The sequence below is a fragment of the Acinetobacter sp. 778_lipA genome, from assembly GCF_058242985.1.
The window spans coordinates 286,385-308,163 of sequence record NZ_JBZAYT010000001.1; the positions used below are offsets into that span (position 1 = coordinate 286,385).

Consider the following 21,779-nt stretch of genomic DNA (forward strand, 5'->3'; position numbering starts at 1 on the left):
ATAGGAACAGTGGTTTATTATGGCGAACGCTCCTCGGTCCACATCCAAAAGCACAACAGCAAATTCTCCTGATGCTGGGAAAAAACGTGCACTAGTGATTGTGGAGTCGCCTGCAAAAGCGAAAACGATTAATAAATATTTAGGCTCAAATTACATTGTGAAGTCTTCGGTAGGTCATGTTCGTGACTTGCCTACAGGTGGTTCAAGTAAATCGACAGAAAAAAAACCAGCAACACGTACCAAATTGACGGATGAACAGAAGGCTGAAAAGGCACAATCCGCTTTAGTCAATCGTATGGGGGTTGATCCTGAGCATGGCTGGAAAGCTAAATATGAAGTGCTTCCAGGCAAAGAACATGTCGTCGCTGAACTGAAAAAACTGGCCAAAGATGCAGATGAAATCTATCTCGCAACGGATTTGGATAGAGAAGGGGAAGCGATTGCTTGGCATTTAAGAGAAGTGATTGGTGGTGATGATAGCCGTTACCATCGTGTAGTCTTTAACGAGATTACCAAAAATGCCATTCAAGAAGCATTTAAGCAACCTACACGACTAGATTTAAACCGTGTGAATGCGCAACAGGCTCGTCGCTTTCTCGACCGCGTGGTTGGCTTTATGGTTTCACCATTACTGTGGGAAAAGATTGCGCGTGGCCTCTCTGCAGGGCGTGTACAGTCGGTTGCGGTAAAATTGGTGGTCGAGCGTGAACGTGAGATTCGTGCCTTTATTCCTGAAGAATACTGGCAAGTTTTTGCAGATACCCAATCTGCAAAAGATGAAATTCGTTTAGAAGCAGTCAAGCAAGCTGGCAAAACATTAAAATTACAAAATAAAGCGCAAACTGATGCTTTATTGAAAATTTTAAAAAATGCTGAATATAAAGTTGCAACACGCGAAGATAAGCCAACTAAGGTCAATCCAAGTGCGCCTTATATAACGTCAACTTTGCAACAAGCTGCTAGTACTCGCTTAGGTTTCTCAGTGAAGAAAACCATGATGCTGGCACAGCGCTTATATGAAGCTGGTTTTATTACTTATATGCGTACTGACTCAACATTCTTGAGTGATGATGCTGTCAGTATGGTGCGTAATCATATTGAAACTGAATTTGGTGCAAAGTACTTACCTGCTAAAGCAAATCGTTATGGGAATAAAGCCAATGCGCAAGAAGCCCATGAAGCGATTCGTCCTTCCAATGTTGCCTTAAAAGGCGATAGTTTGGCGGGTGTTGAGCGTGATGCACAACGTTTATATGATTTGATCTGGCGTCAATTTGTTGCATGTCAAATGACTCCAGCAGAGTATTTATCCTCAACGATTTTGGTTGATGCCAATGGTGTAGAACTCAAGGCCAAAGGTCGTACTTTAGTTTTTGATGGTTTTACCAAAGTGCGTGGTCAGAACAAGTCTGATGATGATGTTTTATTACCAGCAGTCAAAGTGGGTGAAATTCTAAAACTTGAGAAACTTGATCCTTCTCAACATTTCACTAAACCCCCTGCACGTTTTACTGAAGCATCTTTAGTTAAAGAATTAGAAAAACGTGGTATTGGTCGTCCATCTACCTATGCTGCGATTATTTCTACGATTCAAGATCGTGGCTATGTCAAACTCGACAATCGGCGTCTTTTTGCAGAGAAGATGGGAGAAATTGTTACCGATCGTCTAGACGAGAATTTTAATAACCTGATGAATTATGCATTTACTGCAGATTTGGAAGGTCAATTGGATAAAGTTGCAGATGGTGAACGTAATTGGAAAGAGCTGTTAGATAGTTTCTACGGTGATTTTAAAAAGCGTTTAACTACAGCACAGGGTGAAAACGGTATGCGCCGTAATCAACCTGTAGAAGTTGAAGCTGTTCACTGTAAAGAATGTGAACGTCCGATGCAGATTCGTACTGGTACAACGGGTGTCTTCCTTGGTTGTTCTGGCTACAACTTGCCACCAAAAGAACGCTGTAAAGGGACGTTGAATTTAACACCAGTTGAGTCGTTGGCTATACTTTCTGATGATGACAGTGCTGAAACTGCTGACTTAATGTCGAAAAAACGTTGTCCAATATGTGGTACGGCAATGGACAGCTATGTGATTGATGGTGGTCGCAAGTTACATATTTGTGGTAATAACCCGGATTGTGATGGTTACGAGCTGGAAGAAGGCGAGTTCAAAATCAAGGGTTATGATGGTCCAACCATTCCATGTGATAAATGTGATGGCGAGATGCAGTTAAAAACAGGTCGTTTTGGTCCATATTTCGCTTGTATGAGTTGTGACAATACCCGTAAAGTTCTGAAAAATGGTCAGCCAGCGCCACCTCGTGTCGACCCAATCAAAATGGAACATTTACGTTCAGTCAAACATGATGATTACTTTGTTCTACGTGATGGAGCAGCGGGGTTATTCTTGGCTGCAAGCAAATTCCCTAAAGTACGCGAAACACGTGCACCGAAGGTTGCGGAGTTACGTTCAGTTGCAGATCAACTTGATCCTAAGTATCAGTTTATCTTGCAAGCACCTGATCAAGATCCAGATGGTAATCCAACATTGGTTAAGTTTAGCCGTAAAAACCAAGCGCAATATATTGGTTCAGAGACCCCAGAAGGTAAACAAACCAAATGGTCTTTGGTCTACCAAGATGGGAAATGGGTAGAAGCTTAATTCATAGATATTTAAAAATGCTGGCCTAGGTCAGCATTTTTATTGCAATTAAAAATTGAGAATATAATCAATGTGGAAAAAGATTCGAGTTGGTATTTTACTGATCATTCTGCTGATTGTTGCAGTGAATGCTTGGCGTGATATGAACCAAGATTGGAGCAAGCCCATCTTTGTTTTATTACATCCAATTAATGCAGATGGTCAACGCTCCACATCAGTCTATATTCAGCAAATTTCAACAGATGATCTTGAAGAAATTAAACATTATTTAAGTTTGCAGTCTCAAGTATTTCGTGGACAACCGATTTCGTTCCATTTTCAACTTGGACGTGAATTAGATACTTTGCCACCTAAGTTTCCAGAATCAGGCCGTATATTGGATACAGTTCTGTGGAGCTTAAAATTTAGATTTTATGCATGGAAACAGCATCAAGGAGAAGATGGCTCACCATCGGTGACCCTGTATTTAAATTATTATGATCCGAAGTTGCTGAAAGTATTGAAGCACTCCACTGCATTGGAACGTGGACGTATTGGCTCGGTGAATCTATTTGCATCGCGAAAGCAAAGTTCGAGTAATAAGGTTGTTCTTGTACATGAGTTATTACATACCTTTGGCGCCAAAGATAAATATGATTTTAAAACAGGGCAGCCACTCTATCCAACAGGCTATGCAAATCCTGAGCAACAACCACGCTACCCGCAACCACGTGCAGAAATCATGGGTGGATATATTCCGCTTTCAGAAAGTAAAAGCAAAACACCTGAAGAACTAGCAGATACTATGATCAGTCGACTCACTGCACAAGAAATGGGATGGGTGAAGTAGCCTATAGACCTGTGCAATTTATCGCTAACATTCTGCTCAAATAAAGCTTTATTTTCGTATAGATGCAGATTTTATACAGACAAACAACTGAATTAGATCAACAATAAAATCAATGAATAACAACCAAGAGAAGAATATGCGTACTGTAGGAAATGATTTAGTTCGTCATCAACTCCATGAAAACCGTAAATGGTATCTTCTGCTTGGAGCTTTATTGGTGATTTTTGGATTAGTGCTATTGGCTTCACTGAGTATGGCAACATTGACAGTTGTTGCATTGTTTGGTGCTTTAATGATGATCGGTGGGGCTTTACACCTGATTGCAGCATTTAAAATTTTTGATGGCGGTTTCCGTTGGCTTTGGGCGTTGTTTGGTGTGTTGTATATCGCAGCGGGTTATTATGCCTTTAAATCTCCGATTACCACTGCAGTGGTATTAACCAATTTACTGGCAATTGCTTTATTGATTGGCGGTTTTATTCGTATTTTTAATGCTTTTATGTTGAAACCAATGTCTGGATGGGGTTGGACATTATTTTCAGGGATTTTAACATTGGCAACAGGCGCAATTATTTTGGCATCACCTGATTCTCCTTTTTGGGTACTCGGATTATTTTTAGGTGTGGATATTTTATTCCAAGGAGTGAACTATCTTACCTTCGCAGCAGCAATTAAACACATCCCTCCAGCGAGTCATTAAGGTTTCACTTGATATTTGAAATCGTATACGCTTTTAATAAAATGCCTGATGAATGACATCAGGCATTTTGCATTTTGGCGTAAATATTTATGCAACTAGAGCAGTATTCAGTTAAATCTTATCTTAATTAACACGCTTGAAAAGCGAAGTGTTGCCTAGATAAATTGATTAAAGTGCTAAAACGCAGCTTACTTTGCAACTTTATACTGGCTAGAAATGGCGATACGGTTCCATGTATTGATCACAATCGCAATCCATTCAATCGCTGTAATTTCATCACTAGATAAATGCTGTGCAGCTTGCTCATAAGCGTTATCTGGAAAATGTTGATTGGCAATTAAAGTAATCTCTTCAATTAAAATTAAGGCCGCACGTTCTTTTTCAGTAAAGTATTCACTCTCACGCCAAGCACTAATCAAGGCAATACGATCGGTTGACTCGCCCGCTTTAATTGCATCTTGGGTATGCATACGAACACAGAAAGCACATTGGTTAATTTGCGAGGCTCTTAATTTGAGCAAATGAGAGAATCCAACATCAAGCCCAGCTTGCTGAACTTTTTGCATAGATAAATTTTCAAGCTCGATGACCGTTTTATATAGTTCTGGGGCGGTCTTTCCAAGGTTTACACGTTGCATAGTTGTCATTTCTTTAGTCTTAATTATGAATTTATTAGTTTATCTATACTCGAAAAATCGTTATGTTAATTTTTGAATCTCACCGAAATGCATTTGCTCATGTCTAAAGTTTTTGTTCTTGCGCCTGACTCATTTAAAGAAAGTATGACAGCCGAACAAGCTTGTTTTGCAATGCAACGTGGCATTGAAAAAGTCATTGCTGATGCGCAGTTTATTCATGTACCTATGGCAGATGGTGGTGAGGGAACAGTCGATGCTTTGGTCGCTGCACGAAGTGGTCGTAAAGTATATATTGAGGTCACTGGTCCATTGGTTCAGCAACGAATATCCACCTATTGGGGATTAATTGATGGCGGTCAAACGGCTGTTATAGAAATGGCGATGGCAAATGGTATTCATTTGATCGAAAAATCCCAACGTAATCCTTTGGTGACATCAACTCTGGGTACAGGGGAAATGATTAAAGCCGCTTTAGATTTGGGTGTTGATAAAATCATTATTGGTCTAGGTGGGAGCGTCACCAATGATGCTGGTGCTGGGATGGCACAGGCTTTAGGGGCAAAATTTTTAGATGAAAACAACCATCCTGTAGATGTGGGTGGTGGGCAGCTTCAACAGATCAAAAGCATTGATCTTTCACAACTCGATGTGCGTTTAAAAGCGACTGAGATTATTATTGCCAGTGATGTAAACAATCCATTATGTGGTCCAAATGGTGCTTCTTTTATTTTTGCACCACAGAAAGGAGCAACTGCTGAGATGGTTGGGATCTTAGATCAAAATCTTGATCATTTTGCTATGTTGGTGAAACAACAATTGCATGTGGATGTGGCAAATATTCAGGGTGCTGGTGCTGCAGGCGGTTTGGGTTTCGGACTTATGGCTTTTACAGGAGCAAAAATACGCTCTGGTATAGAAATCGTGATTAAAGAAACCCAACTTGAGGAAAAAATTGCCCAAGCAGATTATGTGTTTACTGGTGAGGGCGGGATTGATTTTCAAACTAAGTTTGGCAAAACACCTTTTGGGGTAGCACAAGTTGCTAAGCAGTTGAATAAACCTGTGATTGCTTTTGCAGGGCATATCGGTGAAGGCGCCGAGGAGCTTTATGCAGAAGGCTTTAGCGCAATTTTTGGTATTGTTGATGGTGCATGTGATTTAGTCACGGCATTAAAGCACGGTGAGCAAAATTTAGAACGCTGTAGTGAAAATGTGACACGGTTGTTAAGGTTATAAGCTGTTTTTTATTGTTGAAGCCTTTCTTTAATCTCTCCAAAAGATAGGGGAATTTTATTGTCTTGAGTTTTTCTTCATTTTTATGTCCTGATTTAAGCGTCAATTCACGACTTGATTCTTGGGTTAAAATGCATAATTTCACTATAGCTCTGCTAAACTAGCAGCCATCCATAAAATGATGAGTGAAAATGAGTTTAGCCAACCTGATTAATGAATTAAACCCTCAACAAAAACAAGCTGCTACGACTGAAAAAAAACATAGTCTAGTTCTTGCTGGGGCAGGTTGTGGCAAAACCAAAACCATTGTGGCACGAGCTGCATATCTCATTGATCAGGGCATTCCTGCCAATCAAATCCAAATTCTGACATTTACCCGCCGTTCTGCCAGCGAGATTGTGGCGCGAGTAGAACTTGCTTTAGGTGATCAGGCCAAAGGGTTACGAGCATCTACATTTCATACCTTCTGCATGTATTTACTCAGACGCGTGCCAAAAGCTTTTGGATTAGATCAATTTTCGATTATAGATCGTGATGATCAATTGATGCTGTTTCGTTTGATTCGTGGAAAAGACGATAAAAAGAATCCCAACGCTTTACCCAAACCACAACAGCTTTGTGATTTATATTCCTTTGCGCGTAATACCCGACAAAAACTAAGTTTGGCTTTAGAAAAGCAATTGCCTGAGTTTTTAGATGATAAAGACCAAATTGCTGAAATCATGAAAGAGTACGAAACCCGAAAGCGGGCACGTAGTTTTCTAGATTACGACGATATTCTCGCCGTGGTTGCTTCTGCTTTGGCTCAGTCGGATGGCTTAGCAGATTATGTCGCGGGCTTATGTCAGTACATGCTAGTTGATGAAATGCAGGATACCAATCCTTTGCAATGGGCGATTCTTGAACCATTAAAAGACAAAACATCATTGTTCTGTGTGGGGGATGATGCACAGTCAATTTATGGTTTTCGTGGTGCGGATTTTGAAAATATCCACCATTTTAAAGAACGTGTACCAGATGCAGAGATTTTTAAATTAGAAAAAAATTATCGCTCTACTCAAGAAATTTTAGATTTTTCAAACTGGTTGCTTGATCAAAGCGATATTCATTACGATAAAAAACTTGAAGCTTATCGTGGTGAAGGCATTAAACCGCGAATGCATGTTTTTCCAAACGAGTTTGATGAAGCAAAATGGATCGCGATCGACATCAAAGAGCGACATTTATTAGAAGGTTCAGCTTGGCATGACCACATGGTGTTGGTGCGCTCAGCCTTTGCGGCAAGACATATTGAGGCTGCTTTTATCCAAGCCAATGTTCCTTACCGATTTATTGGTGGGATGAAGTTACTTGAAACAGCGCATGTTAAAGACTTACTGAGCTTATTGCGTGTTATTGCCAATCCATTGGATGATATTGCATGGATGCGGTTTTTAACCTTGTGGAATGGCGTGGGCGATGTCGGTGCGAGTAAGCTGGCGCAACAACTGTTACTTGATGCAGATATTGAGAAAATCACAGAAAAATTAGAAAAGTTTGGACGCATTCCTGACAATACATTGCTGATTATGAAGCAAATGAGTGTATTGAAAACTGAAGTTGAAGCCTGTGTAAAACTCGGTGTAGAGGCTATTCTCAATCAACTTGAAGAAAATTATGCCAAAAAAGATTGGCATAAACGGGTGGGTGATTTTGATTTGGTTAAGCAATTGGCATCTAAACATACCCAACTGAGCGAGTTCTTAGAAGAATATGTGCTTGATCCTGTTTCAATCAGTGAAATTGAACGTCAGTCGCAAGATGATGTGGTGACTTTAATTACGATCCATTCTGCGAAAGGTACAGAACAAAAGGTTTGCTATGTGGCAAATGTCTCTGCGGGGCAATATCCTAATGCACGTGCTCAAGGAAATTTCGATGAAGTTGAGGAAGAGCGTCGTGTGCTTTATGTGGCTTTAACACGCGCCCAAAATGAACTTATTTTAACCAAACAAAATTTAAGTTTTTGGGCCCATACGCAAACGGATGAACAAGGTCGTAAGATTGAAAGTTATTTTCTCAATGACTTAACTCGAAATTTATGTACTACAGAAACCCACTACAGACAGCGAGAGCAAACTGTAAAAAGTGCCTTAATCGAGCGTCGGGCGATTAATTTAGATTTTGGTATAGATCTAGATTAAACTATAGCAATCGTTTTTCATTCAAAAAGTAGGTAGGCGAGTGCTTTTTGATGTTTTTTGCCTCGTTTATATTTTAAGGTTGTGAGATGAAAATTTTAGTTCGTAATTTAGAACGTACTGTAACTGAAGCTGAATTGTTAGAGTTATTTAAGCAATATGGTACAGTAGATACTTGTACTTTAGTGCTTGATACGGCAACAGGAAAATCGAAAGGTTTTGCTTTTGTTGAAATGCCACATGGTAGAGAAGCAGTCAAAGCGATTAAAGCTTTGAATACTTTGCGCTTACATGGTCATGGAATTCGTGTAAAAGCAGCGGAAGATAAGCCAGAAGCATAATTGGCAGATATTCTAAGGAGCATTTATTGCTCCTTTTTTTATTTTAGTATTTAAATGATCTCGCCAAATCATGATAAAAATAAAAACTTAAACTGATATTTTTGTAAAAACGAGCGCTATCTATTTTATTGACATACAACATGGATAAAATTCATTGTGATTTTTGTTCAATAAAGATTAAGCTAAGACTGTAAAGAATGCCAAAATCTTAGGGAACTTCCATGTCACGTGTAGCTCGCTTTCATGCAGACCGTACCAATCAAAAACTTTACTTTGCTCGTCTTGCATGTATGCAAGGAGAACAAACTGAAAATGTTCAACAAGCTCAAGCACATCGTGAAGCAGCAGTATTTCATTTACATGGTGCGGTTTTAGCCTTTCTGCAAGAGTTGGTACGTTATTACCGTTTAAATGATTTTTCCCCAACCTTAAAGTCAATCGAAGAAAATATGGCGGCTAAAGGACAAGTATCACCAGAAGTTTTAGTGATGCAAAAATTAGCCAAAGAAGGATTTATTGCCGAACTCAAAAGAGCATATCGACTTTGTCAGTATGCACCTGAGCCAAGTGCACCAGAACCAGAAGATGAAACATCATCAAACTTAATTATCAAAGTGACTCAAACACCACAAGCTTGGTTGCCTGATACAAAGATTCTAAGAGAGTGGCACCGAGATTTATCGCAGCTTATTGATGGTTTTCGTAATGAAATGGTTGAATTCTGATCTTTTTGATCAGATATACTTGAAATTTTGTTTTAAATGACTATATAAAATATCTACAAGATGCAAAGTGCATTCAGCACCTTGCCCCATGTTGAGCATGGAGGATTTATGTCTATCGAACAGTTAAAAGAGTTATTTGGAAATCAGGAAGCTATTTTGGAGTTGGTACAGCTCGAAGGTGGGGAGCTGGCACTGCGTAATGCAGGTTCTGAAAAAGAGCCATTGGTCACTATTCAATTTAATGAAGAAGTGAAAGCACTACTGGGTGATCAAACGCCAGCGATTGCGCAACAGATGATTCAAGCTGCATTATTTGCGTTACTTGAAAAACAGGCAGATGAATGGCACGCTGAAGTTGTAGATGAACAACCAAAATTTATGAGCTAGTGATTTCATTTATTCTAGAATAAATACAATAAACGCACTTTCGAGTGCGTTTTTCTTTGTATGTCAATAGCATGATATTCATAGAGGATATCAAAAGAAGATATCAAATTATAAAAGCTATATCTTTGTCCAATAGTGGCATTCATGCCACTATTGGAGGTAAACACCACGAATAAGCAAACTTTCACAAATAAATGTTCAGTTGCTTTAAGTGAGTTTTGACGATAGCCCTATTTCAATGTGTGGGTTCATGATGATGAGCAATTTGGATTTGGTTTAAAATATGATTACTCATGTTTTTCGCCATTTCTTCTTTTGCATAATACACTTCACCGACATTGTCTTTACGGATCACTTCAGCTTCTTCTTTATTTTCAGCACAGACTAACACTTGAATTTCTGGATTAAGTAGCTTGGCCGTATCGACAATTTTATGAATATCTACAATATCCATCGGTGAAATCACCAATAGTCGTGCATGTTGGATATGGGCTTGAATCAATACACTGGGTTCAGTTGCTCGACCAGAAACCGCAGCAATGCCTTTTTCACGCAAATTCTCTACAATCTCGCGGTTCTCTTCAGCGATAACCACTTTGATGCCATCATCCATCAATGTTTTGGTTATACGACGTCCGACTTCACCATGACCAACAATCACCACTTGATCGCGTAAATACGCTTGATCGACTTCATCTGGAAGCATCGCCAGTGGATCACCACTACGTTCAAGTAAGCGTGCTAAATGCGAACGCTCACGGATCCAGTTTTGTACTGGTTCAATCGCAGAAAATAGGAATGAATTGAGCGTGATGGAAAATAAAGCACCCGCTAAGATTAAGTTTTGTGCTTCAGGACTAAGCAATCCCAGCGATAAGCCTAAAGTTGCGAGAATAAAGGAAAACTCACCAATTTGTGCCAGACTGGCACCCACTGTTAATGCTGTGTTGATGGGATAACGGAAAAATAATACCAATGCCATTGCAGCTAACGTCTTACCAATCATAATAATGGCGATGACCGCTAAAATATGCAGAGGCTGTTCCACAAGGATACGCGGATCAAATAACATTCCGACAGAAACGAAAAATAGGATCGAAAAAATTTCTCGTAAAGGTAAGGTTTCCTCTTCTGCACGATGGCTAAAATCTGATTCCTTAACCACCATCCCAGCAAAAAATGCTCCAAGTGCCATAGAAACACCGAAGATTGCGTATGAGCCATATGCGATGGATACTGCTGCTGCGACCACAGTTAATGTAAAAAGCTCTCTAGAGCCTAAACGTGCCACATATTGCATAATCATTGGGACAAGTCGTTTCCCAATAATCAGCATAAATGCAATAAAACCTGTCACTTTTAATAGGGTAATACCGAGTGTTAACCAAATATTTTGATCAGATTCATGCCCTGCAATGGTGTGTCCGCCTAAAAGTACTGCTGTTGCAGGCAGTAGAACGAGGACTAAAACCATGACCAGATCTTCGACCAACAACCAACCAACGGCAATCTTACCATTCACCGAGTTAAGCAGTCCTTTGTCACCTAATGCTTTGAGTAAAACCACCGTACTTGCACAGGATAAACTTAAGCCAAAGACCAGTGCAGAACCAAAGCTCCAGCCCCAAAAGATGGAAACTGCCATACCCAGTAATGTCGCAACTGCGATTTGTAAAATTGCACCAGGCAGGGCAATTTTTCGGACTTGCATTAAATCGTTGAGGGAAAAATGCATCCCGACACCGAACATTAAGAACATGACACCTAATTCAGCAAGCTGATTGGCCAGCGCGATATCTGCAACAACACCTGGGGTATTGGGGCTGATGATAATTCCCGCAATTAAATAACCAATCAAAGGTGGTAGGCGTAATCGTGCAGCGATATAGCCAAAAATCAGTGCTATACCAAAACCAACTGCAAGTAAAATAATCAGATCTACATCATGAGGCACTAAATACTCCTTAAATCTTCAGGAGAAATCATTCAAAAAATCATTTCTTAAGGTAATGACTTTGTATAAAGCCATATAAAATGCACAATCAGTGCCAAATTCGTTAAAGAGTTTAACAAGTCGAAGAAAAAAAAGGCAAAAAAAACGATCCAAATGGATCGTATTTTTTAAGAAAACTAAAATTATTTAATTTTAGCTTCTTTGAAGATTACGTGTTGACGGATTTTTGGATCAAATTTTTTGATTTCCATTTTTTCCGGCATAGTACGTTTGTTCTTAGTAGTGGTATAGAAATAACCTGTACCAGCAGTAGAAACTAAGCGAATTTTATCACGCATGGTTCAGACTCCTTAGATCTTTTGACCTTGAGCACGAAGGTCAGCAACAACCTTTTCAATGCCCAATTTGTCGATAATACGCATACCTTTAGTGGTTAAACGAAGACGTACGAAACGTTTTTCGCTTTCTAACCAGAAACGGTGGTGATGCAGGTTCGGCTCGAACCGGCGTTTAGTTTTGTTGTTGGCGTGTGAGACGTTGTTACCAACGACTGGACGCTTGCCGGTAACTTGGCAAACCTTAGACATGGTGTAACTCCATTGATTTAGCCAACAGCAAATCTGTATGGCCAGTCAAAATAAAACGGATTGAATTCATTCAAGGGGCGTTTTATACCAAAATTCCGCTTAAAAGACAAGCGGAATTCGTCAAAACGCAACATGATCCAATTTGATAGATCATGCCTTGATCAGTTAACGTAAGAAAGTTTTCTCTAAAATCTTATTTAGGGCTTTGTCATAAGGCGCTAATATGAATTTTAAGCTAAATAGCTTAGGAATAGACATTACCGAACGCTCATGTGATAAACCAAAGAAACCTTCTGGGCCATGATATTTGCCCATACCAGATGCGCCAACGCCACCAAATGGTAAATCGTCTTGTGCAACATGGGTAACTACGGAATTTTGACCGAAATGCCCAGAATGGGTACGTTGGGAAACGTATTCTGCACGGGCATTGTCAAAGTCGAAGTAGTATAAAGCAAGTGGACGTGGTCTGCCATTAATAAAGTCAATCACATCGTCAATTTGATCATATTCCATAATAGGAAGAACTGGGCCAAAGATTTCATTCTTCATAATGTCCATTGTTGGTAGGACGCTTGTTAAGAATGTGGGCGCAATTTTACGTACACTTGCTAATTCTTCATTTTGAGGATTGATTTCAATCAGCTCAGCACCTTGCTGTCGTGCATCCTCTAAATAACCTTGAACGCGGTTATACTGCTTATCGTTGATAATACTAGTATAATCTTGATTGTCACGAATCGTTGGATACATTGTTGTTGCAACTTGTTTAAAGCTTTCAATAAACTCGGCAGTTTTTCCTCTAGGTAGGAACATATAGTCTGGTGCTACACAGGTTTGACCAGAGTTCCATAATTTACCAAAAGCAATACGTTCAGCGACCAGATTGAGATCGCTTGAAGGATGTACGATTACAGGTGATTTACCACCAAGCTCAAGAATAACAGGCACTAGATTTTCGGCAGCAGCAGACATGACGGTTTTACCGACATTGGTAGAGCCAGTAAAAATGATTTTATCGAATGCTAAATGTGAAAATGCATCTGAAATTTGACCACCACCATTCACCACGGCAACCAATTCTTGTGGAAAAGCTTCTGAGAGTGCATTTTCAAGTACGAAGCCAAAATTAGAAGATGAACTTGAAATTTTGAGTATTGCGTGATTTCCTGCAGCCAATGCACAAATTAGTGGACCAACAGAAAGTAACAATGGATAGTTCCATGGTGCAATAATTCCAATCACACCTAAAGGCTGATATTGCACCCAAGCTTTGGCTGGTTGGTGTAAGATAGACACATGGCGCTTAGATGGTTTCATCCATGCTGTTAAATGCTTGCTATAATATTTAATTTGTTCTAAACATGTGAGTAGTTCACCAATTTTAGTTTCGCTGATCGAACGATTGCCATAGTCTTGATTGATTGCTTCTGCAAATTGATCTTGGTATTTTACGAGAACTTTCTTTAAGCGAGCTAAACGTTCAATACGTTCCTTTGCTGTAGGAACAGGATAGCGTTGATAAGCGACTTTCTGTTGTTCAAGAATGTCATGCATACGTTGAACTTCAGGTGAGTAAGAAGTCATTGAATTTGTTTTTGTATGACTGTTCATGACAAACACCATTTACGAATAGGTTAATATAATATAATTTTTAGAGTAAATACTCTAAATAGTCAAGTCACTTTATGTTAGCTTGTGCTAACGGTTAAAAATGGTAATAGGATGTCGAGCTCCAAAACTTTGAAAACGAAAGACCGAATTTTGCAGATTAGTCTGCAACTTTTTAATGAGCGCGGCGAACGTGCAGTTACAACAAATCATATTGCAGCAGAGCTTGGGATCAGTCCTGGAAATTTGTATTATCATTTTCGAAACAAACAAGAAATCATCAAAGAATTGATGGAACAATACCAAAAAGAAACTTTAGATATGCTGTCATTACCCGATGACCGTGGAGTCAATGCGAATGATAAAATCCGTTATTTCCAAGTTTTAAGCAGCCAGCTATGGGAATATCGCTTTCTACATCGTGATGTTTATCATTTAATTGAAAATAATGATGACTTTAGAAAAATTTACCCTCGCTTCGCTGGCAAGGTGATGCAACAAGGGCAAAAAATTTATCATGCCTTTGTTGAGGCGGGACTTATGCAGATGACACCTTCTGAAATTGAAGCACTCATCATCAATATTTGGATCGTGCTGACCAACTGGACAAATTTTCTTTATATGTCTGGGCATTTAAGTGATTCGAACCATTTAGATGAAAAATGGATTTGGCAAGCATTGCGCCAGATGGTGTTTTTGGAAGGCCCTTATTTACGTGGCGAAAGTCGTGAAACCTATGAACGCTTGCTAGAAAGCTTCGGTTCTTCGGAATTATTTGCCAGTTTATCTGCTGTAAAACGTGATTGAGGCTGAATCAAGATTGAAAGCTGATGAAAAAGCGTTAAAATATTTGGCTGTTTTTAAATTAACTTATAAGTGATATCCATCAACATGAACATGACTACTGCCAACACAGCGCGTCTACTGATTACTTGTGAAGACAAGCCAGGAATCGTGCAAGCTGTATCGAGCTTTTTGTATCATCAGGGCGCTAACATTACTGCGCTTGATCAATACGCAACTGAAGCTCAAGGCGGGCGTTATTTTATGCGTGTTGAGTTCGAACTCGATCATTTGCAATCTCGTCGAGAGAGTCTCATTCAAACTTTCGCAAGCAATGTGGCTGAACGTTATAGTATGCATTGGCGTTTGGCTTTGGTCAGTGACATTAAAAAAGTCGGTATTTTGGTGTCTAAAGTTGACCATGCTTTGCTTGAGTTGTTATGGCGTCATTCTCGAGGTGGCTTACCTTGTGAAATTACCCAAGTGGTATCAAACCATGAAGACTTACGTGAATCTGTAGAAAACTTTGGTATTCCTTTTTATGTGGTTCCTGTTAATAAAGAAAATAAACGTGAAGCCTATACAAAGATCGATGAGTTGATGCAAGGCAATGATTTATTAGTTCTCGCACGTTATATGCAAATTCTTGATGAAGAGTTTGTACAAAAATGGGAAATGAAAGTGATCAATATTCATCACTCATTTTTACCTGCTTTTGTGGGGGCAAATCCATATAAACAGGCGTATGAAAAAGGCGTTAAATTGATTGGGGCAACAGCGCATTATGTGACTGCAGATCTGGATCAAGGTCCAATCATTGAGCAAGATGTAGAGCGAGTAAACCATGATTTTACTGTGGATCAACTGCGTGAATTAGGCCAAGACGTTGAACGTAATGTACTTGCTAGAGCGGTAAAATGGCATCTAGAAGACCGTATTATTGTCGATGGTAATAAGACTGTTGTTTTTCAGTAGCATATGAATATACATTTAATATGAGTCGTAAAACAAGGATGCTTTATGCATCCTTTTTTTATTTTTAATTTGTAAAATCGATTAAAAATATTGAAAAACCAGTTGCAAATGAAAACACTTCTCATTTATCATTGTTGCACTTTAATTGTTCTATCCGATGAGCTTAATCTATAAAATCATATTTTTGTAGTTTGCTCAATTTTAGGTATTTAGATTCTTATGAGTCAGTCTTCCATTGCACCACTTCAAACGCCACCACCGATGAAGAAAAAAGTCCTTGCTGCAGTATTAGCAGTTGTTGTCGGGCACGCAGGTGTGTTGTGGGGGGTAAGTCATATGAAACCATTTGAACTGCCTCAAATAAAGAAAGAACCTTTAAAAATCAATTTTTTAAAGTTAAAAGAAGATGTTCCACCGCCGCCACCTCCTCCATCTGAACCCATCAAACCTAAAGTTCAACCAAAACCTATAGAGAAGAAAGTTGAGCCTAAACCAGTGGTTAAGCCAAAAATCATTGAGCAGAAAAAACCTGTAGAAAATGATGATCGGGCAAGAAAGCTTGAAGAACAAAAGCGTTTAGAAGAGCAACAGAAGCAGGATAAGGCACGTCAAGATGAGCAAAAACGTCTAGATGATCAAAAGCGTGCGGAACAGCAGAAACGTGAACAAGATGAACGTGACCGTCAAAAACGTGAACAAGATGAGCGCGATCGCCAACGTCGTGATCAAGAGCAAAGAAACACGCCGCGTAATGTAAACGAAGGTCAGGTGTCTTGGAGTCGTAGTCCACGTATCGCAAAAGAGCAATTACTTAAACTGATGTCTCCAGAAGATGGAACCAAGGTTGTAAATCTAGAAATTACTGCGGATGCGGGCGGAAATATTACCAATGTTCGTATTCTTCAATCCAGCGGTAATTCAAGTTTAGATAGTTATGTTGTTAAGCAGACTCAATCTGCAAAATTTAAAGCTTATAAAGAAAATGGTGCGGGTGTGCCGTTTAAAATTAGGCAAGATTTTGCGTTGTCGGTCTCTAAAGGTAAATAATTTTTTTAAGAATTAGGAAATGTGCATATGAACTTTTCAGTTTATTGGCAACATGCTGATGCGGTCAGTAAGACACTGTATTTTGTTTTATTGGCAATGTCTATTGCAACGTGGACTGTGTTCATTTTGCGTATTCTAGGCACGCGTCAACTCAAGCAGGTTGCTCAGGATCACCTTGCTCAGGCTTTAAAAGCCTTAAAAGCCAAGCTTGCGCCATTAAGCTTTGATCAACGTAAAGCAGTTGCAGAACAAGCGTTACTACGTCAAATTTCAGCTGAAAAAGCCAATGCAGAAAAAGGTGTTTCAGTTTTAGGAACGATTGCTTCACTTGCACCATTTGTAGGTTTGTTTGGTACAGTATGGGGAATCTTCCATGCGCTTGTTGCTGTAGGTAAAAGTGGTCAAGCCGGTTTAGCTCAAGTTGCAACACCAGTTGGTGAAGCACTGATCATGACGGGTTTAGGTCTTGCTGTTGCGATTCCAGCAGTATTGGCATATAACATTTGCGTACGTTTTAATCGGACATTGTCAAATGAGTTGCAAGATCAAGCACATGGTTTGTTAATTGATACGATGTTACAACAAGATTCTTCAACGCAAAAAGTTGAATCTGAATCTACAAATAAAGGTTTAGTTGGAGGTCAAGCTTAATGGCTTTTCAATTGGGAGAAGACAACGATTCTGGCATGAATGAGATGAATCTCATTCCGCTGATCGATATTATGTTGGTATTGATGATCATCTTCTTGGTGACAGCCACCGTTGCTAACCCATCGATACCATTAACTTTACCAAAGACCACAGCTGAAGTGATTGCGCCTCCACCTGAAGCAATTACCATCAGTATCAATCAGAATGGTGATGTGGCTTGGAATGATAAAGTCATCACTTTAGATGAATTGGCTAAACGATTTGATGAAGAAGGTCAAAAGCCAGTAAAACCAGCTGTTCAGTTAAGAGCGGATAAAGAATCTCGCTATGATACCGTTGCACAAGTGATGTCTCGTGCAAGTGAGGCAGGATTAAATGATCTTGCATTTATGAGTGATAATTAATTTGAATAATTACAAATATTTTAAAACCTCCTTTTAAGGAGGTTTTTTTTATGTTGATTTAAAGACAGACTTTTGTGTGAACCAAAAATTGAGCATTAAAAATTGATATGCATTTAAATTTTGATAAAACATAGATGGTATTTCTATCGTGAGGCGACATAAATGTCGCTAAGTTAGAGGAGGGTACAGACGTACCCCATCCAACATGAGCAAAAACAAAGTATTGCTTTGTTTGCAATGCAAGGTTTGCCATCCCACTACGAAAAGTGATTTAAACTATAAATGTAAAGCAAGGCATTATAAATTTGATCTTTAGAGATTTATCTTTCTGCAATAGTAAAAGTTTCATGCTTGATAAAGCTTAAGCACTCCTAGAAATTATTCAAAAACTTAGTTTGACAAGAAGTCTAATAGTTTGAGTATTTAAAATACTTAATCTTTGAGTAAGTCTTGAAACTGGCTATGGAGTTTGAGTAATTTTGGCGGAATGGCAAAATTACAATAACCTTGTGCAGGATTACGGGCAAAGAAGTTTTGATGGTATTCTTCGGCAGGATGGAAGGCGGGTGCTGAACTGAGTTCAGTCACAATATTTAAGCCATCTGCTTTGAGCTGTTCAATAAATTGCTCCGATTCAAGTTTTTGCTGTTCATTAAAGTAATAAATCACCGAACGATATTGTGTTCCAATATCATTACCTTGGCGGTTTAATGTGGTTGGATCATGAATTGCAAAAAAAACCGTGAGTAATTGCTGATAACTGATTTGCTGTTCATCAAATTCAATCAAAATCACTTCAGCATGATTGGTATCCCCATTACAAATTGCTTCATAAGTTGGATTGGGAGTATGCCCGCCAGCATAACCACTGACTACGTGATTGACACCTTTGAGCTGTAAAAATACGGCTTCGGTACACCAAAAGCAGCCACCACCAAATAGAGCCTGTTGCATGTGAAGATCCCTTTATTTTTAAATTATAGAAAAGATGAAACGATACTAAAGATCATATCGTGAACTTGCTTAGTTTGTCATATAACCATTTAAGCATAGGTACAATACCTGTTTGATTCACTAAAGAGATCTGTTTAAATTGTTGCAAAATTTTAAAAGAGCAATCTACTTAAATTGCTGTTAACAACTTAAACTTTTATATTTAAGTCGAATCAAAAGACATTCAATAGAATGCCTTTTACTCATGATAATTTATTCGTCGTCTAATAAATCCATTTGTTTTGCAATTTGATAGAGATTATTTGAACGATTCCCTGTACGACAAAACATAAGTACTGGTTTTGGAAGCTCGTTAAAGCGGTTAGCAAAGCTTCTGACATCAACTTCTGTGATTTGACCAGCAACGACAGGTAGAAATACATAGTCCAAACCTGCTGCACGTGCAGCTTCTTCAATTTGAGCACTTGTGGGCTGTTCAGTTCCGCCTTCCAAATCAGGACGATTATTCATTACAGACTTAAAGCCTTTTTCTGCCACTTGAGCAATATGTTCTGGACCAATTTGACCAGCAAAACCAACATTTTCACTCATTTCGTCACTCCTATATGATTTAAAATCCAATATGCTATATATAATAGCATTAAGCTCAGAACTGAGTTTGAACGATAAAAGATTTATAAAAGAAATATCTATAAAAGATAACGCAATGGAGTGTGTATGTACGCATATACAGTTGAACCACTATATATCCCCATTGGACAAGAAGTCATAGCGGCAGATTTTTATCGACCTAAAAATCTAAAAAAACCTGCTGTTATTATTATGGCTCATGGATTTGCATGTTTAAGACAATTTAAGTTGGTGAGCTATGCGCAAAAAATTGCACAGGCAGGCTACGCGGTTGTGCTGTTTGATTATCGTTTTTGGGGAGGAAGTACAGGCTTTCCTCGTGAACTCATTTCATTGCAAAATCAGTTGGATGATTGGAAAACCGTGGTGAGTTATGTCGCAACACAAAAGAAAATTAATCCAAAAAAAATAGTGCTTTGGGGGACTTCTTTGAGTGGCGGCTATGTACTTAGTCTTGCAAGTGAGCTAAAAAGTGTCCAAGCCATTATGGTGCAAGTGCCTTATGTGGATGGGGCAGAAACTGCAAAATTATTTCCAATTCAACAGTTACCCAAGGCATTAAAAATATCCAGTCAAGATTATATGGGGGCAAAAGTTGGGATACTTCCACGAACTTTACCTGTGGTGCACCCCTTTGATTTATGCTTTATTCCGACTAAAGATAGTTATAACGGCTATATGTCAATTGTAAATCCAGACTACTTTTGGAGTGGTGAAGTTCCAGCACGTGTATTTTTTAATTTAATTCGCTTTAGACCCATTCAGACCGTTAGAAGTATTAATATTCCTGTGCTATTTATTGCGGCTAAAAAAGATAGTTTTATCCCTATTGAATCTAGCCGAGAAACTGCAACAAATATTGCACCTTTTGTGCAATATCATGAATGGGATATGGCGCATTTTGATATTTATCATGGGAAATGGTTGGAAAAATCAATTTTGACCCAATTAGAGTTTTTACATCAACATATTGGAGTGAGCTAGATGATTATTGTATGTCCATCATGTGGCGCAAAAAACCGAGTTCCCGAAGATAAATTAAATGCTCAACCCACTTGTGGTCAATGTCATCAAAATTTGATTGCACTTGCTCCTATTGAGTTAAATGAACAAAATTTCAGTAATTTTGTTAGTCATAGTGATTTGCCAATTATGATTGACTTATGGGCCGAGTGGTGTGGTCCTTGTAAAATGATGGCACCACATTTTGCTGAGGTTGCAAAAAATAACCCTCATGTGGTTTTTGCTAAAATTGATACCGAAGCGAATCCACGCTTAAGTAGTGCATTTAATATTCGCAGCATTCCAACTTTGGTTTTAATGAATAAAACCACGGAAGTTGCTAGAATAAGTGGTGCGTTACGTGCTAACCAATTACAAGAATGGTTAGATCAACAATTGAATGCCCATAAGTAATTTAGGGGCTCGGAGTTATTGTGTCAGATTCTCATGTAAAACCTGAAGGTACACTGTCTTTACAAACCATCGCAATGCCAGCAGATACAAACTGGAGTGGTGACGTTTTTGGTGGTTGGATTGTTTCACAAATGGATTTGGCTGGCGCAATTCATGCAGAACGCTTTAGTAAAGGGCGCTGTGCAACGATTTCGATTAATCAGATGACTTTTCTTGTTCCTGTAAAAGTGGGGGATGTGATCAGCTGTTATACCAAGCTGTTAAAGGTCGGTAATACATCGATTCAAATGCAGATTGAAGTTTGGGATAGTCATGACAGCTCTCGTGCTGCCAAACGAGTGACTGCTGGTGTATTTACCTTTGTCGCTGTAGATGTTGCGGGAAATAAACGTCAAATATCTGAAGATGTAAAACAGAAGTATTTAGCTTCGCAAAGTGCATAAATACTCGATATAAAAAATCCCAACATTGTTTGGGATTTTTTTATGGAATATGTGTTTTGAATGGTTTATGCAAATATCTTATTAGAACATGGTATTACTATTAGCGCTTGATTCGGGAACAGCTTGTTGTACATCCCAGTGTTCAAGAATTTTTCCATTTTCGACTCTAAAGATATCGACAATTGCAACACCACGATCATGTGGATTTTGAGCTGAATGAACGTGTAAAAACACTAAATTTCCTTCAGCTACTGCACGTTTGATTACACTTCTTGCTTCTGGATTGTTTTGGAAATACTGAGTAAAGTGATTTACAAAAGGTGCTTTGCCATCTGGAACACGTGGATTGTGTTGAATATACCGATCATCAATATAACGATCTGCATATGTTTTGACTTGATGCTTTTGAAATACACCCTCATAAAAATCAGTCACAATAGCTTTATTTTGTTGCGCTTGTTGGGTTGTTGAATTTGCTGGTAATGTGTTGTTCATTGTAGTAGTAGCAACGTGACTTGGATTTTGGGCACATGCAGTGAGAAATATAATAGGGCTTAGAGTTAGGCTGAGTACAATAAATTTTCTTGGCGTAGCTGATCGCATGATTATCCTCTATAGTTCAAGTCTCA

24 protein-coding genes are annotated in these 21,779 nt (G+C 38.9%); 16 read left to right on the top strand and 8 right to left on the bottom strand.

The features are described from left to right. The first annotated feature begins 19 nt into the window (after positions 1-19). From topA to AC4CUY_RS01435, 3 genes are all read left to right on the top strand, one after another. A complete protein-coding gene (gene topA / locus AC4CUY_RS01425; RefSeq protein WP_419327063.1) occupies positions 20-2,662 on the top strand; it encodes a type I DNA topoisomerase in 2,643 nt (880 codons plus the stop codon). Positions 2,663-2,732: 70 nt separating this feature from the next. Next, positions 2,733-3,491 carry a hypothetical protein gene (locus tag AC4CUY_RS01430; RefSeq protein WP_336952169.1) on the top strand — a complete coding sequence of 253 codons (759 nt, stop codon included), beginning with the start codon at positions 2,733-2,735 and terminating at the stop codon, positions 3,489-3,491. A 136-nt stretch (positions 3,492-3,627) separates the two neighbouring features. Continuing rightward, positions 3,628-4,191 (top strand): HdeD family acid-resistance protein, encoded by a 564-nt coding sequence (locus AC4CUY_RS01435; RefSeq protein WP_490774651.1) that lies wholly within the window; start codon positions 3,628-3,630, stop codon positions 4,189-4,191. Between the two features lie 188 nt (positions 4,192-4,379). On the opposite strand, the gene AC4CUY_RS01440 is transcribed toward AC4CUY_RS01435, so the two are convergent. Then, entirely contained in the window at positions 4,380-4,829 is a 450-nt protein-coding gene (locus AC4CUY_RS01440) for a carboxymuconolactone decarboxylase family protein (RefSeq protein WP_336952579.1), read from the bottom strand. 99 nt (positions 4,830-4,928) lie between these two features. Between AC4CUY_RS01440 and AC4CUY_RS01445 the strand changes: the two genes are divergently transcribed. The 5 genes from AC4CUY_RS01445 to AC4CUY_RS01465 all read left to right on the top strand — a co-directional run bounded on the left by AC4CUY_RS01445 (position 4,929) and on the right by AC4CUY_RS01465 (position 9,695). Continuing rightward, a complete protein-coding gene (locus AC4CUY_RS01445; protein ID WP_490773581.1) occupies positions 4,929-6,065 on the top strand; it encodes a glycerate kinase family protein in 1,137 nt (378 codons plus the stop codon). A 188-nt stretch (positions 6,066-6,253) separates the two neighbouring features. After that, complete coding sequence (locus AC4CUY_RS01450; protein ID WP_419358906.1) at positions 6,254-8,245, top strand: ATP-dependent helicase; 1,992 nt, start codon at positions 6,254-6,256, stop codon at positions 8,243-8,245. An 86-nt stretch (positions 8,246-8,331) separates the two neighbouring features. Further along, positions 8,332-8,583 (top strand): RNA recognition motif domain-containing protein, encoded by a 252-nt coding sequence (locus tag AC4CUY_RS01455; RefSeq protein ID WP_336952167.1) that lies wholly within the window; start codon positions 8,332-8,334, stop codon positions 8,581-8,583. 221 nt (positions 8,584-8,804) lie between these two features. Next, positions 8,805-9,308, top strand: a complete 504-nt coding sequence (locus AC4CUY_RS01460) for a DUF6586 family protein (RefSeq protein ID WP_004718012.1) — start codon at positions 8,805-8,807, stop codon at positions 9,306-9,308. A 108-nt stretch (positions 9,309-9,416) separates the two neighbouring features. Beyond that, the gene (locus AC4CUY_RS01465) at positions 9,417-9,695 is read left to right on the top strand and encodes a hypothetical protein (RefSeq protein WP_336952165.1); all 279 of its coding nucleotides are present in this window, start codon (positions 9,417-9,419) and stop codon (positions 9,693-9,695) included. Between the two features lie 235 nt (positions 9,696-9,930). Here AC4CUY_RS01465 and AC4CUY_RS01470 read toward each other — a convergent pair whose 3' ends face one another. From AC4CUY_RS01470 to AC4CUY_RS01485, 4 genes are all read right to left on the bottom strand, one after another. Then, positions 9,931-11,649: a cation:proton antiporter gene (locus tag AC4CUY_RS01470; RefSeq protein ID WP_336952164.1), complete on the bottom strand. Its 1,719-nt coding sequence runs from the start codon at positions 11,647-11,649 to the stop codon at positions 9,931-9,933. 182 nt (positions 11,650-11,831) lie between these two features. After that, a complete protein-coding gene (gene rpmG, locus AC4CUY_RS01475; protein WP_003654787.1) occupies positions 11,832-11,987 on the bottom strand; it encodes a 50S ribosomal protein L33 in 156 nt (51 codons plus the stop codon). Between the two features lie 12 nt (positions 11,988-11,999). Next, positions 12,000-12,236 carry a 50S ribosomal protein L28 gene (gene rpmB / locus AC4CUY_RS01480; protein WP_000048256.1) on the bottom strand — a complete coding sequence of 79 codons (237 nt, stop codon included), beginning with the start codon at positions 12,234-12,236 and terminating at the stop codon, positions 12,000-12,002. A 165-nt stretch (positions 12,237-12,401) separates the two neighbouring features. After that, complete coding sequence (locus AC4CUY_RS01485) at positions 12,402-13,850, bottom strand: coniferyl aldehyde dehydrogenase (protein WP_336952162.1); 1,449 nt, start codon at positions 13,848-13,850, stop codon at positions 12,402-12,404. A gap of 111 nt (positions 13,851-13,961) precedes the next feature. On the opposite strand from AC4CUY_RS01485, the gene AC4CUY_RS01490 reads away from it, so the two are divergent. From AC4CUY_RS01490 to AC4CUY_RS01510, 5 genes are all read left to right on the top strand, one after another. Continuing rightward, on the top strand, positions 13,962-14,654 hold the full coding sequence (locus tag AC4CUY_RS01490; RefSeq protein WP_034611676.1) for a TetR/AcrR family transcriptional regulator: 693 nt from the start codon (positions 13,962-13,964) through the stop codon (positions 14,652-14,654). Positions 14,655-14,738: 84 nt separating this feature from the next. Continuing rightward, on the top strand, positions 14,739-15,605 hold the full coding sequence (purU, locus tag AC4CUY_RS01495) for a formyltetrahydrofolate deformylase (RefSeq protein ID WP_336952161.1): 867 nt from the start codon (positions 14,739-14,741) through the stop codon (positions 15,603-15,605). Between the two features lie 219 nt (positions 15,606-15,824). Further along, the gene (locus tag AC4CUY_RS01500; RefSeq protein ID WP_490773582.1) at positions 15,825-16,652 is read left to right on the top strand and encodes an energy transducer TonB family protein; all 828 of its coding nucleotides are present in this window, start codon (positions 15,825-15,827) and stop codon (positions 16,650-16,652) included. 27 nt (positions 16,653-16,679) lie between these two features. Further along, positions 16,680-17,303 (top strand): MotA/TolQ/ExbB proton channel family protein, encoded by a 624-nt coding sequence (locus AC4CUY_RS01505; protein WP_004818829.1) that lies wholly within the window; start codon positions 16,680-16,682, stop codon positions 17,301-17,303. Next, on the top strand, positions 17,303-17,707 hold the full coding sequence (locus AC4CUY_RS01510; protein ID WP_004717995.1) for an ExbD/TolR family protein: 405 nt from the start codon (positions 17,303-17,305) through the stop codon (positions 17,705-17,707). The genes AC4CUY_RS01505 and AC4CUY_RS01510 overlap by 1 nt, the downstream gene beginning before the upstream one ends. Before the next feature lie 432 nt (positions 17,708-18,139). Here AC4CUY_RS01510 and msrA read toward each other — a convergent pair whose 3' ends face one another. Together msrA and AC4CUY_RS01520 are read right to left on the bottom strand one after the other, a co-directional pair. Next, positions 18,140-18,661 carry a peptide-methionine (S)-S-oxide reductase MsrA gene (msrA, locus tag AC4CUY_RS01515; RefSeq protein WP_419327067.1) on the bottom strand — a complete coding sequence of 174 codons (522 nt, stop codon included), beginning with the start codon at positions 18,659-18,661 and terminating at the stop codon, positions 18,140-18,142. Positions 18,662-18,913: 252 nt separating this feature from the next. Then, positions 18,914-19,252 carry a protein tyrosine phosphatase family protein gene (locus AC4CUY_RS01520; RefSeq protein WP_151956787.1) on the bottom strand — a complete coding sequence of 113 codons (339 nt, stop codon included), beginning with the start codon at positions 19,250-19,252 and terminating at the stop codon, positions 18,914-18,916. Positions 19,253-19,378: 126 nt separating this feature from the next. Between AC4CUY_RS01520 and AC4CUY_RS01525 the strand changes: the two genes are divergently transcribed. The 3 genes from AC4CUY_RS01525 to AC4CUY_RS01535 all read left to right on the top strand — a co-directional run bounded on the left by AC4CUY_RS01525 (position 19,379) and on the right by AC4CUY_RS01535 (position 21,150). Beyond that, complete coding sequence (locus AC4CUY_RS01525) at positions 19,379-20,275, top strand: alpha/beta hydrolase (RefSeq protein ID WP_336952157.1); 897 nt, start codon at positions 19,379-19,381, stop codon at positions 20,273-20,275. Further along, positions 20,276-20,707: a thioredoxin TrxC gene (gene trxC, locus AC4CUY_RS01530; protein ID WP_056516933.1), complete on the top strand. Its 432-nt coding sequence runs from the start codon at positions 20,276-20,278 to the stop codon at positions 20,705-20,707. A 74-nt stretch (positions 20,708-20,781) separates the two neighbouring features. Next, the gene (locus AC4CUY_RS01535; RefSeq protein WP_419327076.1) at positions 20,782-21,150 is read left to right on the top strand and encodes an acyl-CoA thioesterase; all 369 of its coding nucleotides are present in this window, start codon (positions 20,782-20,784) and stop codon (positions 21,148-21,150) included. Between the two features lie 81 nt (positions 21,151-21,231). Here AC4CUY_RS01535 and AC4CUY_RS01540 read toward each other — a convergent pair whose 3' ends face one another. Beyond that, complete coding sequence (locus tag AC4CUY_RS01540; protein WP_336952155.1) at positions 21,232-21,753, bottom strand: nuclear transport factor 2 family protein; 522 nt, start codon at positions 21,751-21,753, stop codon at positions 21,232-21,234. Positions 21,754-21,779 lie beyond the last annotated feature (26 nt).